The 16,551-nt window shown below is 65.1% G+C and carries 15 protein-coding genes and 1 riboswitch; of the genes, 2 read left to right on the top strand and 13 right to left on the bottom strand.

Going from position 1 to position 16,551, the window contains the following annotated elements; all coding sequences use genetic code 11:
- Positions 1-4: 4 nt before the first annotated feature.
- The gene (locus tag ASD04_RS16845) at positions 5-592 is read left to right on the top strand and encodes a hypothetical protein (RefSeq protein ID WP_056259554.1); all 588 of its coding nucleotides are present in this window, start codon (positions 5-7) and stop codon (positions 590-592) included.
- Positions 593-790: 198 nt separating this feature from the next.
- Here ASD04_RS16845 and gcvPB read toward each other — a convergent pair whose 3' ends face one another.
- The 12 genes from gcvPB to ASD04_RS16905 all read right to left on the bottom strand — a co-directional run bounded on the left by gcvPB (position 791) and on the right by ASD04_RS16905 (position 13,964).
- Positions 791-2,338, bottom strand: a complete 1,548-nt coding sequence (gene gcvPB, locus ASD04_RS16850; RefSeq protein WP_056259556.1) for an aminomethyl-transferring glycine dehydrogenase subunit GcvPB — start codon at positions 2,336-2,338, stop codon at positions 791-793.
- Complete coding sequence (gcvPA, locus tag ASD04_RS16855; RefSeq protein ID WP_056259558.1) at positions 2,335-3,678, bottom strand: aminomethyl-transferring glycine dehydrogenase subunit GcvPA; 1,344 nt, start codon at positions 3,676-3,678, stop codon at positions 2,335-2,337. Before gcvPA ends, gcvPB begins: the two co-directional genes overlap by 4 nt.
- A gap of 8 nt (positions 3,679-3,686) precedes the next feature.
- Positions 3,687-4,052 (bottom strand): glycine cleavage system protein GcvH, encoded by a 366-nt coding sequence (gene gcvH / locus ASD04_RS16860; RefSeq protein ID WP_056259560.1) that lies wholly within the window; start codon positions 4,050-4,052, stop codon positions 3,687-3,689.
- Positions 4,053-4,062: 10 nt separating this feature from the next.
- Positions 4,063-5,223 carry a glycine cleavage system aminomethyltransferase GcvT gene (gene gcvT, locus ASD04_RS16865; protein ID WP_056259562.1) on the bottom strand — a complete coding sequence of 387 codons (1,161 nt, stop codon included), beginning with the start codon at positions 5,221-5,223 and terminating at the stop codon, positions 4,063-4,065.
- A gap of 155 nt (positions 5,224-5,378) precedes the next feature.
- A riboswitch (glycine riboswitch) is annotated at positions 5,379-5,467 on the bottom strand.
- Between the two features lie 138 nt (positions 5,468-5,605).
- Positions 5,606-6,109, bottom strand: coding sequence for an ATP F0F1 synthase subunit B (locus ASD04_RS16870; RefSeq protein ID WP_056259565.1), 504 nt, complete (start codon positions 6,107-6,109; stop codon positions 5,606-5,608).
- Positions 6,110-6,113: 4 nt separating this feature from the next.
- Entirely contained in the window at positions 6,114-6,713 is a 600-nt protein-coding gene (locus ASD04_RS16875; RefSeq protein ID WP_082531304.1) for a hypothetical protein, read from the bottom strand.
- 99 nt (positions 6,714-6,812) lie between these two features.
- On the bottom strand, positions 6,813-7,040 hold the full coding sequence (locus tag ASD04_RS16880; RefSeq protein ID WP_056227959.1) for a F0F1 ATP synthase subunit C: 228 nt from the start codon (positions 7,038-7,040) through the stop codon (positions 6,813-6,815).
- 68 nt (positions 7,041-7,108) lie between these two features.
- Positions 7,109-7,864: a F0F1 ATP synthase subunit A gene (locus ASD04_RS16885; RefSeq protein WP_056259824.1), complete on the bottom strand. Its 756-nt coding sequence runs from the start codon at positions 7,862-7,864 to the stop codon at positions 7,109-7,111.
- Positions 7,865-7,881: 17 nt separating this feature from the next.
- Entirely contained in the window at positions 7,882-8,274 is a 393-nt protein-coding gene (locus tag ASD04_RS16890; protein WP_056259566.1) for an AtpZ/AtpI family protein, read from the bottom strand.
- A 694-nt stretch (positions 8,275-8,968) separates the two neighbouring features.
- On the bottom strand, positions 8,969-12,424 hold the full coding sequence (locus tag ASD04_RS16895; protein ID WP_056259568.1) for an AAA family ATPase: 3,456 nt from the start codon (positions 12,422-12,424) through the stop codon (positions 8,969-8,971).
- Positions 12,425-12,598: 174 nt separating this feature from the next.
- Positions 12,599-13,336 (bottom strand): thioredoxin domain-containing protein, encoded by a 738-nt coding sequence (locus tag ASD04_RS16900; RefSeq protein ID WP_056259569.1) that lies wholly within the window; start codon positions 13,334-13,336, stop codon positions 12,599-12,601.
- Positions 13,337-13,454: 118 nt separating this feature from the next.
- Positions 13,455-13,964 carry a DciA family protein gene (locus tag ASD04_RS16905; protein ID WP_056259571.1) on the bottom strand — a complete coding sequence of 170 codons (510 nt, stop codon included), beginning with the start codon at positions 13,962-13,964 and terminating at the stop codon, positions 13,455-13,457.
- A 63-nt stretch (positions 13,965-14,027) separates the two neighbouring features.
- Between ASD04_RS16905 and mutY the strand changes: the two genes are divergently transcribed.
- Positions 14,028-15,080: an A/G-specific adenine glycosylase gene (gene mutY, locus ASD04_RS16910; RefSeq protein ID WP_056259573.1), complete on the top strand. Its 1,053-nt coding sequence runs from the start codon at positions 14,028-14,030 to the stop codon at positions 15,078-15,080.
- Here the strand turns inward: mutY and ASD04_RS16915 are convergent.
- Positions 15,077-16,252: a GGDEF domain-containing protein gene (locus ASD04_RS16915; protein WP_056259575.1), complete on the bottom strand. Its 1,176-nt coding sequence runs from the start codon at positions 16,250-16,252 to the stop codon at positions 15,077-15,079. The genes mutY and ASD04_RS16915 overlap by 4 nt on opposite strands.
- Positions 16,253-16,551 lie beyond the last annotated feature (299 nt).

Here is a 16,551-nt window from a genome sequence, read left to right on the forward strand (position 1 = left end):
CCCCATGACCCAGCCCCTTTCCCTGATGCTGCGCCTGTCCGCTGCCTGCGCCACCGCGACGCTGCTGGCAGCGTGTTCGATGGGGGGCATGTTCGGCGGCGGCAACGCCGCGCAGAACCAGCAATTGCAGAATGCTACCGCGACCCCGGCCGCCGTCGCCCAGGCGCAGACCAATGCGCTGCCCGCCATCGCCACCGAATGCCCGCCGATCCGCGTTCGCCCCGGCAGCGAGGCCATGTTCTATTACGGCAATGGCCGCACCGGCGATGCGCGGGCCCTGCAATATCAGGGCGTGATCGACGAAACGTCGCGCAACTGCGTGGTGTCGAACGGGCTGATCACTGTCAATATGGGTATCGTCGGCCGCGTGCTGCTTGGCCCGGCCGGCAACCAGACCAGTGTCAATGCGCCGATCCGTTTCGCCGTGGAGCGCGACGGGCAAGCGGTGTTCTCTGAAAAGTACACCTTGCCGGTCGCCATCACCGCCCCGGCCCGCTCGGCCGAATTCGTGAAGGTGATCGAAAATGTCGCCATCCCATATCTGGGCGGCGAAGAAATCACCATCTGGGTCGGTTTCGATACGCGCGGCTGACATCGCGCCAGTAGCGCTGAATTTGACGAGCCCGCGGATAAGTCTGCGGTTTATTCTTCTCCCCATCGGGGAGAAGATGGCGCGCAGCGCCGGATGAGGAGGAGCGGTCGTCAAGCCCAGCATGCTGGTCGAGGCGACGAATCCCCCTCACCGACTCGGCTTCGCCGAGCCACCTCTCCCAACGGGGAGAGGAAAGGGCTACTCCGCAGCCTTGAGCGTTTCCTCCGCCCGTTCCCACTTGAGGATAGGCGAGCGCGCTGCCCGTGTCTCGTCCAGCCGGCGACGCGGCGCCTTGAGCGGGGCGGCGGTAAAGCGCGCGGCATTGCCGGCCTTGGCATCGGCGGCCAGCTCTTCCATGACGTCGCAGAAGCGATCCAGCGTCTGCTTGCTCTCGCTTTCGGTCGGTTCGATCAGCATGGCGCCATGCACGACCAGCGGGAAATACATGGTCATCGGATGGAAGCCCTCGTCGATCAGCGCCTTGGCAAAATCCAGCGTGGTGACGCCCGTGCCGGCAAGGAAGCTGTCGTCGAACAGCGCCTCGTGCATGGTCGGATAGTCGCCGAACGGCACCGAGAAGGCGTGGGCCAGGCGGGCCTTGATGTAATTGGCGTTGAGCACCGCATCCTGCGCCGCCTGGGCGAGGCCGTCGCCGCCGTGGCTCAGCATATAGGTCAGCGCCCGGACATACATGCCCATCTGGCCCTGGAAGGCCGTGATGCGACCCAAGGCATCGCCCTCGGCATGTTCGACCAGTTCTAGGCCGCTGCCATCCTTGCGGACGAACGGCACTGGCGCGAAGGGCGCCAGCGCCTTGGACAATACCACCGGGCCGGCACCCGGACCGCCGCCGCCATGCGGCGTCGAGAACGTCTTGTGCAGGTTGATATGCATGGCGTCGATGCCTAGATCGCCCGGCCGCACCACGCCCATGATGGCGTTGAAATTGGCGCCGTCGCAGTAGAAGAAGGCTCCCGCGTCGTGGATCGCCTCTGCGATTTCGATCACCTGCGGTTCAAAGAGCCCGCACGTATTGGGATTGGTCAGCATGATCGCCGCCACGTCGGCCGACAGCGCATCCTTGACCGCCTGCACGTCCACCGTGCCATCATCGCGGGCTGGAATGGCCTTCACGCTGTAGCCGAGGAAGGCGGCGGTAGCCGGATTGGTGCCATGGGCGCTTTCGGGCACCAGCACCACCTTGCGGTGGCCCTGGCCGGCGGCATCCTGCGCGGCCTTGATGGCCATCATGCCCAGCAGTTCGCCATGCGCACCGGCCTTGGGCGTCAGCGCCACAGCCGCGGTATTGGTGAGGGTCATCAGCCAATGCGAAAGCTGGTTCATCAGCTCCAGCGCCCCCTGCACGGTATAGACCGGCTGCAGCGGGTGGATATCGGCGAAGCCGGGCAGGCGGGCCATCTTCTCGTTGAGGCGCGGATTGTGCTTCATCGTGCACGAACCCAGCGGATACATCCCGCTGTCGATGGAGTGGTTGAGGCGGCTGAGGCGCACATAGTGGCGCATCGCCTCGGGCTCGGTGAGCCCGGCCAGATCGAGTGGCATCCTGCGCTCGAAGCCGCCGAGGCGGTCGGTCGCGATAGTGACGTCAGGCAGGTCGACGCCGGAATGCTCGGTATCGCCGATCTCGAACAGCAGTGGCTCATTGGGCAGCAAAGCCGAGCCGGAGGTGGAGGCGAAGCCCGAAGTGCCGGTGCCGGTTGGGCGGCCATGATTGTTCATGCTCATTGCAGTTCCTCCGCAAGGGCGGCGCGGAGCGCGGCGATATCGGCATCGGTGGTGAGCTCGGTGGCGGCCAGCACGATGAGGTTGGCAACGCTGGGGTCATCAGGCTCGAGCCGGCTGACCGGCACACCGGCCAGGATGCCGCGGGCGGCCAGACGCTCGATGAGATCAGCGGCCGGCCGGCTGGTGCGAATGGTCATCTCGTTGAAGAATGTCTTGTTGAGCACTTCGACGCCGGCAACCGCAGCCAGCGCATCGGCCAGCTTGCCGGCATTGGCATGATTGAGGCGGGCGAGACGGGTGAATCCGGCTTCACCCAGCAGGGCCATGTGGATGGAGAAGGCGAGTGCGCAGAGCCCGGAATTGGTGCAGATATTGCTGGTCGCCTTCTCGCGGCGGATATGCTGCTCGCGGGTCGAGAGCGTCAGCACGAAGCCGCGCTGACCTTCGGCATCCACGGTTTCGCCGCAGAGCCGGCCGGGCATCTGGCGGATGAACTCCTTGCGGGTGGCCATGAGGCCGAGATAGGGGCCGCCGAAATTGAGCGCATTGCCGATGGACTGGCCCTCGGCCACCACGATATCGGCACCATAGGCGCCCGGTGCTTCGAGCAGGCCGAGCGAGACGATCTCGGTGATGACGACAATCAGCAGCGCGCCCTTGGCATGGGCGGCATCGGCCGCCACCTTGAGGTTGCGCAGATGACCGTAGAAATCCGGCGTCTGGATGACGATGGCGGCGGTTTGCTCGTCGATATGGTCGAGAATGTCGCCCTGACCCTCGGGCGAAGCGGAGAGGCATTCGAGATCGGCATCATCCTTGAGATAGGCCTTCACCACGTCGCGATAGTGCGGATGGAGGCCCCCCGACAGCACGATCTTGTTGCGGCGGGTGAGGCGCCGCGCCATCAGCACGGCTTCGGCGGTGCCGGTGGAGCCGTCATAAAGCGAGGCATTGGCCACATCCATGCCGGTGAGCTTGGCCACCTGGGTCTGGAATTCGAACAGCATCTGCAGCGTGCCCTGCGAGATTTCCGGCTGATAGGGCGTATAGGCGGTGAGCCATTCCGAGCGCTGGATCAGGTGATCGACGGTCGCCGGCACATGGTGGCGATAGGCGCCCGCACCGACGAAGAACGGGCCGTCTGCCCCCGCCCGGTTCTTGCCGGCCAGCGCCCGCATATGGGCTTCGACCAGGAATTCGGGGCTATGGGCCGGCAGGCCGAGATCGAAGTTCTTGAGCGCCCGCCTGGGGACGGCGCTGAACAGGGCATCGATATTGGCGGCGCCGATGACACCAAGCATTTCGGCGCGTTCGGCTTCGGAATGGGGGAGGTAGCGCATGGTGCCTCTTACTTCGTCAGGTCCGCATAGGCGGCGTCATCGAGCAGGCCATCGAGCTCGCCTGCATCGGCGATGGCGATCTTGTAGATCCAGCCGCCGGCTTCCGGATCGGCGTTGATCAGGCCCGGATTGCCCGAAAGCTCCTCGTTGACCTCGGTCACGGTGCCCGAGACGGGGGCGTAGATTTCCGAGGCGGCCTTGACGCTTTCGACCACGGCGGCCTCGTCGCCCTTTTTCAGCGCCTTGCCGACGCTGGGCAGTTCGACGAAGACGATGTCGCCCAAAGCTTCCTGCGCATAATTGGTGATACCGACAATGCCGGTCGAACCCTCGACGCGGATATATTCGTGGTCAGGGGTGAACCTGGTGGTCATGGCTGGCCTCTCAACTGGCTTTGCGGAAATAGCGATGTGGCACGAAGGGGGTGGGTACCACTTCGGCCGGCTGGGCGCGGTTGCGCACCGAGACCTGGAGTTTGGTGCCGGGTGCGGCATAGGCGGGCGGCACGAAACCGAGGGCGATGGCCTTGCCCAGCGAGGGGGCGAAACTTCCGCTGGTGACGACGCCGATGGCATTGCCTGACGCATCGAGGATTTCGGCGCCTTCGCGGGCCGGAGCCCCGTCGACGATGAGGCCGACGCGGATGCGGCTCGGCCTGTTCTCGCGTTCGGCGAGAATTCTGGTCGCGCCTAGGAAGTCGGCGGCGTCGCGCCGGCGTTTGGAGACGGCGAAGCCGAGATCGGCCTCGATGGGGGAGACGGTTTCGTCGAGGTCATGGCCATAGAGCGGCAGGCCCGCTTCCAGACGCAGGCTGTCGCGGGCGCCCAGGCCAATCGGCTTGACGCGGGGATCGGCGAGCAGCGCGTCCCACAGCGTCGTGGCGAAGGGGGCAGGGCAGAGCAGTTCGAACCCGTCCTCGCCGGTATAGCCGGAGCGGGAGACGATGACGGTCTGTCCCTGACACTGGTACGGCCCGTATTGCATGAAGCCGAGTTCGACCACGCCGGGCATGAGGCTGGCGAGGACGCCGACCGCTTCGGGACCCTGCAGCGCCAGCAGGGCGCCATCATCGGCGCGGGTCAGCTTGGCTCTGTCGCCGGCCGCCGCGGCGATGCGGGCGAAGTCGCCTTCCTTGGTGCCGGCATTGACCACCACATAGAGCGAGCCGGCGAATTTGGGCGAGCGAGCGACCATGAGGTCGTCGATGATGCCGCCCGCTTCGTTGAGCAGCAGCGTGTAGCGCACCTGGCCCGGCTTGAGTCCGGCTATGTCGCCGCAGATCAGCGGCTCGATGATGGCCGATATGGCGGCATGATCGGCTTCGGCGTCGCCGCTCGGATTGTTGAGCACGAGAAAGCTCGGGCCCATATGGCTCACATCGAACAGGCCCGCCTGTTCGCGGGTCCATTTGTGCTCCGCCATGATACCGGGCGGATATTGCACGGGGAGGCAATAGCCCCCGAACGGCACCATGCGGCCGCCAATGGCCTGGTGGCGCCCGAACAGCGGTGTGGTCTTGAGGTCTGTGGGCGAGGTTTCGGCCATCAACACATCCCGGAAATGAACAAAGCGACACGACAAGCTTCGCCCTGCGGCGAATATTCCGTGCCCCCTCTGTCCTTGCCCTGAGAGATTTCCCGGCTGAGCGCCGGTTGCTCCTTCGGTGGGACCGGCTACCCGATCCGCTTTCCAGAGTTGTTGACCTGACTGCGGTCCTTTTGCCTGAGAGTTTCCGGGGCGGTTGCTCCTTCGGCGCTGGAGAAAATCCAATCTCTCCCGCAGTTGGCCGCAACATGGTCGAGAATCCGGAAGGCGTCAATTGGCGACAGCCACTGCACCACCGATTTATGCGGGACCGCCGTCCAGTGTAGCGCAAACAAAAAGGGCGGGCATAACTGCCCGCCCCTTGATCTGTTATGCGTGAAGCTCAGTTGAGCTTGGCGCCGACATCCTGGATGGCCTTGGCGACGAGCTCGTCGCCCTTGCTGGGCATCTGCTGGTTCAGCACGATGCGCGCGGCCGCAACGGTCAGCTCGGCGGCGCTGGCGCGCACTTCGCCGAGCGCCTGGGCCTCGGCCTGGGCGATCTTGTCTTCCACGGCCTTGGTCCGGCGGGCGATCAGGTCGGACAGCTTGGCGCTGGCATCGTCGGCCAGGCGCTTGGCCTCTTCCTTGGCGGCGGTGACGATGCCCTCGGCTTCGCCCTCGGCGGAAACGCGCTTGCGCTCATAGTCGACCAGCAGGTTTTCGGCCTCTTCGCGCAGGCGCTTGGCCTCGGCCAGGTCGTCTTCGATCTGGCCAATGCGCTGATCGAGCATCTTGGCGACCATCTTCGGCACGCCGACATAGATGACGACAGCAATGAAGACCAGCAGCGAAACGGTCGCCCAGATGGTGGCCCAGGTGGTTGCATCGATCGATGAGAAATCCATCTGTTTACTCCTTGACCGCGGCGGCGACGGCCTTGCGGGCCTCGTCGGCACTGGCCGAACCGGTCAGTTGCGTGACCAGAGCCTGCACCGTGTCGGCGGCAATCTCGGCAACATGGCCGAGTGCCTCGGTCTTGGTGGCCTGGATGCTGGTTTCAGCTGCCGCAACCTTGGCGGAAAGCTCGGTCTCGACGGCCTTGCGCTTGGAGTCGATGTCGGCCTGGATGCCGGCGCGGGTCTCTTCGGCAATGGCCTGAGACTTCTTCCGGGCGGTCGCCAGGGCTTCTTCATAGGCAGCAATCGCTGCATCGGTTTTCTGCCTTGCGCTGTCAGCGGCGGCGAGATCGCCGTCGATGCGCGCCTTGCGGTCGGCAAGGATGCCGCCGATACGCGGCAAGGCCAGCCGGCTCATGGTGAAGTAGAGCACGGCAAAAGCCAGCGCCAGCCAGATCAGCTGGGTGCCGAAGGTCGAAGGATCGAATGGCGGGAATGCACCGGAATGCTCCTCGCCGCCATGAGCCTCGGTCGTCGCGTGGACAGCGCCACCTTCAGCGGAGGCATCGATGGGCTCGTGACCCTCGGTCGCTACTGGAGTTTCGGATTCCATATTGATCTACCCATTAAGCAGCAGGCCAGAAGGCCGTATAAGGAAACGGCAGCCCGAAGGAAATCCTCCTGGCCGCCGCTTCGACTGGGTTGCGGAAAATCAGACCGCGAACAACAGCAGCAGGGCGATCAGGAACGAGAAGATGCCCAGGGCTTCGGTCACGGCGAAACCGAAAATCAGGTTACCGAACTGGCTCTGAGCAGCCGACGGGTTACGCAGAGCGCCCGACAGGAAGCTGCCGAAAATGTTGCCCACGCCCATTGCGGCGCCGGCCATGCCAATGGCGGCGATACCCGCACCAATAAACTTCGCTGCTTCAGCTTCCATTATCCTGCTCCTTTTGAGCTGCTGGGTGATCCGGGTCAACGCAGTGACGACCACGGATCGGTTGACGTCTAATGCGACGGATGGATCGCATCATTGATGTACATCGCCGTCAGCACCGCAAACACATAGGCCTGCAAAGCCGCGACGAGGAATTCCAGTGCCGTGATCGCGATGGTCATGAGCAACGGCAGCGAGGCGCCGAGGAACCCCAGAAAACCCAGGGACCCGAGCGACATGATGAAGCCGGCAAACACCTTGACGGTGATATGGCCGGCCAGCACGTTGGCGAACAGTCGCACCGAGTGCGAAATCGGGCGCGAAATGAACGAGACGATCTCGATCGGCACCACGATGGGAAGCACATAGGCCGGCACGCCTGCAGGGACGAACAGCTTGAAGAACTTGAAGCCGTTGCGATAGATGCCGTAGCCGACGACCACCACGAAAACGAGCATGGCCAGCGCAAAGGTGACGATGATGTGGCTGGTGACGGTAAAGAAGAACGGGATCATGCCGAACATGTTGGCGATGAGCACGAACATGAAGAGGCTGAACACGAAGGGGAAGAATTTCATCCCCTCGGAGCCGGCGGCACCCCTGACCATATTGGCCACGAAATCGTAGAGCAGCTCGGAAACGACCTGCGCCCGGCCGGGAACCACGCTGCGGCGCGCGGTCGAGCCAAGCATGTAGATGACGATGAGACCAACCGTCAGCACCATGAACAGGGCCGAGTTGGTGAAGGCGAAGCCGCCCTCGCCGGTCGAGAAGACGTTAGTGATCGCGAACTGGTGGATCGGATCTACTTTATTCGGATCGGCCACGCCCAAACCCCTATGGTCTACCTGTCGTCGTCTTCCTCGCCCACATCCGGACCGAGGTCCGAACCGGGTGGCGGCGGCGCCGCCTTGTTCATTTGTGCCACTACGCGAGTGACATTGAGTATTCCAGCAGCGAAGCCCACCATGAACATGATGAGCAGGCCCCAGGGCCTGGTGCCCAGGCCAAGATCGATGGCGTAGCCGATAGCGGCACCCACCAGGATCGCGGCGATGAACTCGGTGCCGATGCGCATGCCGCGCGCCATACCGCTCATCTCCGGGGGGGCGTTTCTCGAGGCTCTGTTGTCCTCGATATCGCGTTCCCGCTTGGCAGAGGCGATGCGCGATGCCAGATCCCGCGTCACCCCTTTGGCGCTATCCGGCTGGCCCTGGTCATCTTGCGGTTTTGGCATCCGCTCGCTCCCCTTCGGCCGGCTTTCTCCCGGATTTCCGAGACGCCTTTTAAGTCGCGCGCAACATAGTGGTGGGGTTGGAGAGTGTCAAGACAACCTTACCGGGCGCAAGGCTTTGATATATATAGCGAAATCAGCTTGTCGCGGGGGTGCGGCATGCTGTCCACAGGGTGGCGTGAGCCAGCCGGGGCAGGCGGGCAGGGATTCTGCCGCCAATGAGGCGTGCCAAGGCGCCGCCTGTGACGCGGTTGTCATGGATAGGCGAGCCCCGAGGCGGTTTCGCCTCGTAAGTAATTTTAGTGAGACGGAAACCGCCTCGGGGCGCCGGCTTTTGGAACAGTAGACGGTGATCGCGCTTCCCAAACGCTCGAAGGGAGCGGCCGCTACTCGGACCTGCGCGGCGACGAATGCCGGCCCGGCGCCCTCCGCCACTGTTCGCCTGCAGGCCGCCCATGCGGAGGGATGGCAGGATGATACGCGCGGTTTTGGGGAGGGGGATAAGAGGGATAAGTCGGCATGCGTGACTCGCCTCCCCCCTCTTTCCCCCCCACAAAAGGGGGAGGGAAGCATGGCCGGTAGTTGCGACAATATTCTAGATGTTCCTTGAAGGTCTATCTGGCGCCTCCCTCCCACTGTGGGGAGGAATGAGGGGGTTGGGCAGGATGCTGGGGCTCCGCTTGCAACCCGTTGCACATCAGCTCGCCTCGCGAAAACTCTCGGCTGTGGTCAGGTCTACCGATACCAGCTGGCTCACGCCGCGTTCGGCCATGGTGACGCCGAACAGGCGGTCGACCCGGCTCATGGTGATCGGATTGTGGGTGATGACCATGAAGCGCGTATTGGTACGCTGGCGCATGGAATCGAGCAGGTTGCAGAAGCGTTCCACATTGGCGTCGTCGAGCGGGGCATCGACTTCGTCCAGCACGCAGATCGGCGCCGGGTTGGTGAGGAAGACCGCAAAGATCAGGCTCATGGCGGTGAGCGCCTGTTCGCCGCCCGACAGCAAGGTCATGGTCTGCGGCTTCTTGCCCGGCGGGCGGGCGATGATTTCGAGGCCCGCTTCGAGCGGATCGTCGCTTTCCACGAAGCTGAGTTCGGCCGTACCGCCGCCGAACAGGCTGGTGAACAGCTCCTGGAAATGCGCGTTGACCTTGACGAAGGCCTCGTTGAGGCGGGTGCGGCCTTCGCGATTGAGCGACTGGATGCCCTGCCGGAGCTTGGCGATCGCCTCGATCAGGTCGTCCTTGTCTTTGACCATCAGGTCGAGCTTTTCCTGAACCTCCACCGCTTCCTTTTCGGCGGAAAGGTTGACGCCGCCGAGGCGTTCGCGCTCGGCCTTGAGGCGATCGACCTTCTGCTCGGTGGCGGCCTCCGAAGGCAGGGGCTCGCCGGCGCGAATGCCCGAGGCTTCCAGCGTCTTGCTGGCGGGAATGTCGAGAATTTCCTCGATCTGGCGCTCGATCTGCTGGCGCTGGGCGATGAAGCCCTTGATGCGCTCCTCGATACGGGTCAGCTCGATGCGGGCATTGCCCAGGAGGTCACCGGCAGCCTTGAGCGCCTTGTCGGCGTCGCGCCAGCCCGACTGGGCGACGTTGAGGCTGTCTCCGGCAGCCTTGTGTTCGATCTTGGCCTGCTCGATCTGGTCGTCGAGTTGCGCCCGGCGGGCGGCGAAGCCATCGGGCGTCTCGTTGACGGTGGCAAGCTGGGCGCTGACCTCGGCGCTACGCTGGTCGAGGGTCGAAAGCTGGGCGAGGGCGCCATCGCGGCGGCGCTGCCAGCTCTGGCTGTCGCGTTCGAGTTGCGCCAGGCGGCTTTCGCGCATGCGGGCGGCCGTCTCGAAACTGCCGAGCTTGAGCCGGGCCTGATCGGCCTGATCGCGGGCGGTGCCGAGGACGGCTTGGCGGGCGTCGGCCAGCCGGGCCGCGTCGTCCTCGGTACCGGCTTCGAGCAAGGCCTGATCGGCATCGGCGCGGATGGCCTCGGCTTCGCCGAGGCTGGAAGCAAGGCGGATGCGGGCTTCCTCCAGCGCCGACTGGCGCGTGGTGAGATCGCCGATGGCGCGCTGCGCCTTGTCGACTTCCGTTTGGGCGGCGCCGATGGCGTGCTGGGCGGCGCGCCAGGCCTCGCGGCGACTGCGCTCGTCCTGGCGGGCGGTGTCGAGCGTGGCGGTCAGCGCCTCGACATCGCGCTTCCAGCCATTGCGCTCGCCCTTGGCGCGGGCGATCTCCTCATCGAGATCGGCCAAGCGATTGCGCTGGGCCAGGCGCTGCGCGGCGGCGCTCGGCGCATCAGCGGCGGCGATGAAGCCGTCCCAGCGCCAGAGGGCGCCATCAAGGGTGACGAGGCGCTGGCCGGGCTTGAGCGCGTGCATGAGGCCGGGGCCATCGGCGGCATCGATGAGACCGATCTGGTCGAGGCGGCGCTTGAGCAACGGACTGCCGGTGACATAGCGCGACAGTGGCTCGGCGCCCTGGGGCAGGGCGGCATCATCACTGTGATCGACGGGCACCGACCAGTGCATGGGCGCGCCGGCATCGGAGCTGGCTTCGAGATCGTCACCCAAAGCGGCGCCCAGCGCGGTTTCATAGCCTGATGTGACCTTGAGCTGGTCGACAATGGCTGGCCACAGGCTGGCGCCGACATTGAGCATCTTGCCCAGTGTCGCGGCCTCGGCTTCGAGACGATTGAGCGCGGCTTCGATCTCGGCAAGGCGCGGGCGGGCCGCATCGAGCCTGGTCTGCGCCACGGTGGTGGCTTCCTCCGCCACCGTGGCGAGCTGTTCGGCTTCGGCGGTACGGGCCTGCGCGGCGGCGAGGGCGGCGCGCATGAGGGCGAGGGTTTCATCGGCATCGAGGCTGGCGGCGACATTGCGCGCCTCATTCTCGACTTCGGCAATCTGCTGGGTCAGGCGGTTGATGCGGCCCATGGCATCCTGGGCCGAACGGATGGCCTGGGCGCGGCGCGCCCGGACCTGGGCCAGCGCATCGGCAGCAGCACGGGCATCCAGCTCGGCACTGGCGACGGCAGCGCGGGCGACACCAGCCGCGGTGCGGGCATGGTCGAAATCGGACTGTGCGGCTTCGCCTTCGCTGGCGAGGCGCGCCTGTTCCTCGGCATAGGCGGCGAGTGTCGCTTCGGCTTCAGTCACCAGTTCGCGCTCGCGGGTGCCGTCGGCGGCGAGCTGGCGGATGCGGTCTTCCAGTTCCGCGCGGCGCTGGCCGGCGCGGCGGGCTTCCTCGGCGAGCTGTTCGGCCAGGATCGTGTAGCGCTGCAGCACGGCGCCGGTGACGGCTTCGCGGTCGCGCAGGGGTTGCAGCGCCGCGTCGGCGGCTTCGAGCTTCTTTTGCGCTTGCAGTTCGAGATGGGTGGCATCGGCCAGCTCACGGACAAGAACGGCCTGCTGCGCCTCGGTTTCCTTCTCAGCGAAGCGGGCGGCAACCCAGCGGATATGATAGAGCGTCGCCTCGGCGCGGCGGATGTCGCCCGAGAGCGAACGATAACGGGTGGCGAGGCGCGCCTGGCGCTTGAGGGTTTCGAGCTGGGTCTCGACCTGGGCGATGATGTCGTCGACGCGCTCGAGATTGGCCTCGGCGCCGCGCAGGCGCAGCTCGGCTTCGTGCCGGCGCGAATGGAGGCCCGAAATGCCGGCGGCTTCTTCAAGCAGAGCGCGGCGGGCGGTGGGCTTGGCGGCGATCAGCTCGCCAATCTGGCCCTGCCGCACCATGGCGGGCGAATGAGCGCCGGTGGACGCATCGGCAAACAGCAATTGCACGTCGCGGGCGCGCACTTCCTTGCCGTTGACGCGATAGACCGAGCCGGCCTCGCGCTCGATGCGGCGGGTGACTTCCAGCACATCGGCAGTATTGAGCGCGGCGGGGGCGGTGCGGTCACTGTTGTCGAGGACGAGGGTGACTTCGGCGGAGTTGCGGGCGGGGCGATTGCCGGAGCCCGAAAAGATCACGTCATCCATGCCCGAGGCGCGCATGGCCTTGTACGAGCTTTCGCCCATGACCCAGCGCATGGCTTCGACGAGATTGGACTTGCCGCAGCCATTGGGCCCGACAATGCCGGTGAGGCCCGGTTCCATGACGAGCGTGGTCTCGTCGCAGAACGACTTGAAGCCGTGGAGTTTGAGGCGGGAGAATTTCATGGTTCCCCACTTCCCCTCTGCCCTTGAGGGAGAGGGATAGAAAATCCTCGTTCAGAGGATTTTCGAGGGTGAGGGGTTCTTTCCGCGAGCTGAAAGCGTGGGAAGACCCCCTCATCCGTCGCTGCGCGCCACCTTCTCCCACGAGGGGAGAAGGTGAGCCAGTGCTCGCCAGGCTTATTGTGCAGGGGCCATTGCATCCGCAGCAGGGGCCATGGCATCGGTTGCTGCCGGAGCCTCGGCGGCGGGAGCAGTCGCCACGAAATCGGCAGGGATGAGCGGGTCGATCTCAGCGGCGAGCTGCTCGAGCGTCTTGTCACCAGTGAGCGTCTTGCCGTTGACATAAAATGTCGGAGTGCCTGCCAGAGCGAATTCGTTGAGCGCCTGTTCGCGCAAGGCTTCCATCCCGGTGAACAGCTCCTGATTCGTCAATGCGGCATCAAAAGTTTCCTGGGTAAAGCCCAACTGCTTGGCGATTTCGAGAATGGCGTCGCGCGGGGTCTGCGAGGCGGCCCAGGTGGTCTGGGTCTTGAAATAGGTCGCCAGGACATTGTGGTAGTTGGTCGGGCCGGCAGCCTCGGCCAGCATGAACACCGCCGCGTCGAGCACGTTGCGCACGAAGGGACGCACGATCAGCCTGACCTTGCCGGTGTTGACATAGGCTTCCACGAAGCCCGGCATCACATCATTGGAGAAGGCGGCGCAATGCGGGCAGGTCGGGGAGGCATATTCGATGACCGTGACAGGCGCGGCTTCGCTGCCCTGCACATGGTCAACCACGCCGCCCGCGGGCGCCATCAGCTTGGCGACATCGACCATGTCCCCCTCGGCAGCACTGGCGGCGGCGACCCCGCACAGGCTCAGAGCCGATGCGGCAGCGGCCAGGATAAGGGTGTCACGGCGGTTGAATTTCACGGCTAACGCTCCTGTTTTGATGTGCGCGACACTACACGGGGCAATTGTGTGGGCAAGTGGGCACATTCATCAACCTACGGTGAACGCTCCGGTTGCATTGTCGCATATAATGGGTCGCTTATCGCTTCCCCGATCTGCTGGATAGCGCGTGACCCAATGTCCGCAACGCTTCCCTCAGATCATCGTCTGCCACTTCGGCCACCTGGGCCCCGACCTTTGCGATGACGCTCTGGCTCGGTTGGCTGTGTTTTTCGGCCTTGTCGCCTGAACCTGGCGTGAACGGCTCGGCCGAGAGTTTGACGGCCCCCACCAGCACGAAGCCGAAATAGCGGTTCACGGCGGCGGCGATCCTGGGACCCTCATGGGCGATGGCCAGCGCGTGGCCGGGCACGCAGCGCAGCAGCAGCGTGGCGCCCTCGGCGCTGCGTTCGCCGCGCGGCCAGGTCAGCTTATCGGGGATGGCCACCGCGTCATAGGGCCTGGGCGCCATGGCCGACCAGTGGGTGATGATGTCCCGGCTGGCAAAGCCGCGCTTCTTGAGCACCGGATCGAGCGCGCCGCCGAGTATGTCGGCGACGGACATGGTCTTGTTGCGGCGCTTGGGCTCGGGAAGGTCGTCCTTGGACATGATGATGGAGTATCGCCATGCCGCTCTTGTGGGAAGAGGCGAGGTCGCTGTATCCCGATGCTCATGTACCTTCCCGACCCCACCCCGATCGACGCGCCGGCCGTGCTGGCCTGGTATGACCGGCATGCGCGCGACCTGCCCTGGCGGGTGTCGCCGGCCGACCGGGCGCGGGGCCTGCGGCCCGACCCGTATCGGATCTGGCTCAGCGAGGTGATGTTGCAGCAGACCACCGTCGCGGCGGTGAAGACCTATTTCCTGCGCTTCACCAGCCTGTGGCCAACCGTGTTCGACCTGGCCGCAGCGCCGCTCGACAGCGTGCTCAAGGAATGGGCGGGGCTCGGCTACTATGCCCGGGCGCGAAACCTGCATGCCTGCGCGCAGGCTGTGGTACGCGAACATGGCGGGGTGTTTCCGCAGAGTTCGGCGGGGTTGCAGGCGCTGCCGGGTGTGGGCGCCTATACCAGCGCCGCTATATCGGCGATCTGCTTTGACGAGCGTATCGCGGTGCTCGATGGCAATCTCGACCGGGTGCTGGCGCGCTACTATGCGCTGCCTGTGCCAGTGCGCGAAGCCAAGGAGGAACTGCGCGGCGCGCTGCAGGCCTCAGTGCCGGAGCGGGCGGGAGATTTTGCGCAGGCGATGATGGATCTGGGTGCCACCATCTGCTCGCCGCGGGCAGCTGCGTGCTTGCTGTGTCCGATCCAGCCCGGCTGCCTTGCGACGAAAACTACCGATCCGACGCGCTACCCGCTCAAGGCGGCCAAGGCAGAGCGGCCGGTGCGCAAGGGCCATGCCTATGTGATGGTCGACGCGGATGGCGACGTCTACCTGCAGAGCCGGCCGGAAAAGGGCCTGCTTGGTGGCATGACCGAGGTGCCCGGGTCGGACTGGGCGGCGGTGCTGCCACGCGCCGATTTTCCGGTGGAGGCCACCTGGCAGCATCGCGGCAGGATCGTGCATGTCTTCACGCACTTCCGGCTGGAGCTGGAAGTGTGGTCGGCAGTGGTCAGTCCCGAAGCGCTGGCCAGCGGTTGGTGGACGGCGCGCCGGGCGCTCAGGGGCGAGGCGCTGCCAACCCTGTTCCGCAAGGTGCTGGCCGAAGCCGGGCTCGATTAGGCGGCCTGCAGCGGCGAGTGGGGCGCGAGAACCTCGGCGTGGTGGTTCTTGACGGCCGTGAAGTCCACCACCCGGTTGCGACCGGTTTCCTTGGCCTGATAGAGCGCCACATCGGCGCGGCGGAAGGCGGTGCGCGGCGACTCGCCGGGGGCACATTCGGAAACGCCGAAGCTGGCGCTGAGCCGTTCGCCGGCAGCCAGGATCGGGTGCATGGTTTCGTTGAAGCGCGCCCGGATCATGTCGGCGAGGGCAAATGCCTCCTCGGCCGACTTGCCGGGCAGCAGCAGCGCGAATTCTTCGCCGCCGATGCGGCCGGCATGGTGCCCGGTGCGGGCCAGCAGAATGGCAAAGGTGCAGATCACGTCATCGCCAGCCTCGTGGCCGAACCGGTCATTCACCAGCTTGAAGTGATCGATATCGCAGAAAATCACGGCGCCGCCCTCGCTCAGGCTGTTTTCCGCGGCCGTATCGAAGGCGCGGCGGTTCAGCAGGCCCGTGAGGCCATCATGCTCGGACTGGCGCTGATAGGCAGCGATGACGTCGCTGACATTGCGCGCCAGCACCAGGAAGATGACCGGTGGCACCAGCAGCCCCGAGACGCTCATCACCACGGTCTCGAACACCGATTCATGCAGCTCGGCAAAGGTTGCGTCCGCGCCAAAAAGGACGAGCACCACCGGAATTCGGATGGCGCAGGTTATCGTGATCAGGCCGAGGCCTATGGTCAGCATGGTATCGAGCGGGCGACGCTGCGCCTGCCGAATCCACTGGATCATCGCATCGGTGACGGCAATGGTGCAGGCCGCCTGGATGCTCAGCGCCTGATAGAAGAAGGGAACGTCGAGCAGCAGCAGGATCACCGCGAGCCCGGACAGGGCAGCGACCACCGATATAAGGGCGCGGCCCTGCGAGGCGTGCGGTGACATCCACCTTACGGCCTGGCCGGCGCAGAGGTAGCCGAGCGGGGCAAGTGTCGCGGCAGCGGCGACTTCCCACACCCCGCCGCCCGCAAGGGTCATGACCAGGGTCTGCGTACTCCCGGCGGCCAGGGCAACGGCAAGCCACGCCATCGGCACATTGCCCCGCATGCCCATGCTGGCGCCGGCGCAGAGCGCTGACGAAAATCCGAGCAAGGCGGCAATTACGATGTTGAGCCCAACCAGAACGGTCATGGCAAGCTCCCCCAGCCAAACAACACAGGCGCCAATGCTGGGCGCTGCCGAGTTAACACCGGCCTTCGCCCGCGCCGATCCTGCCGCAGAGATGGCTGTTATCGTTAAGAAACTGGTTGCCGCCTGGTTTGCACTGCCATTGACAACGCATCGGGCATCGACGACGCTCAGGGCATGAATTGCCGCCACGCCAGCTTCAAGACCTCGAAAAAAGCCCCGCATCGGGGCTGATGGTCGTCGCGCGCAGTTACTAGCAAGCATTCCGATCAGGTTGACCCCGCCGGTTTCGACGGGGCTTT

Source organism: Devosia sp. Root436, assembly GCF_001426345.1.
Classification (GTDB): Bacteria; Pseudomonadota; Alphaproteobacteria; order Rhizobiales; family Devosiaceae; genus Devosia.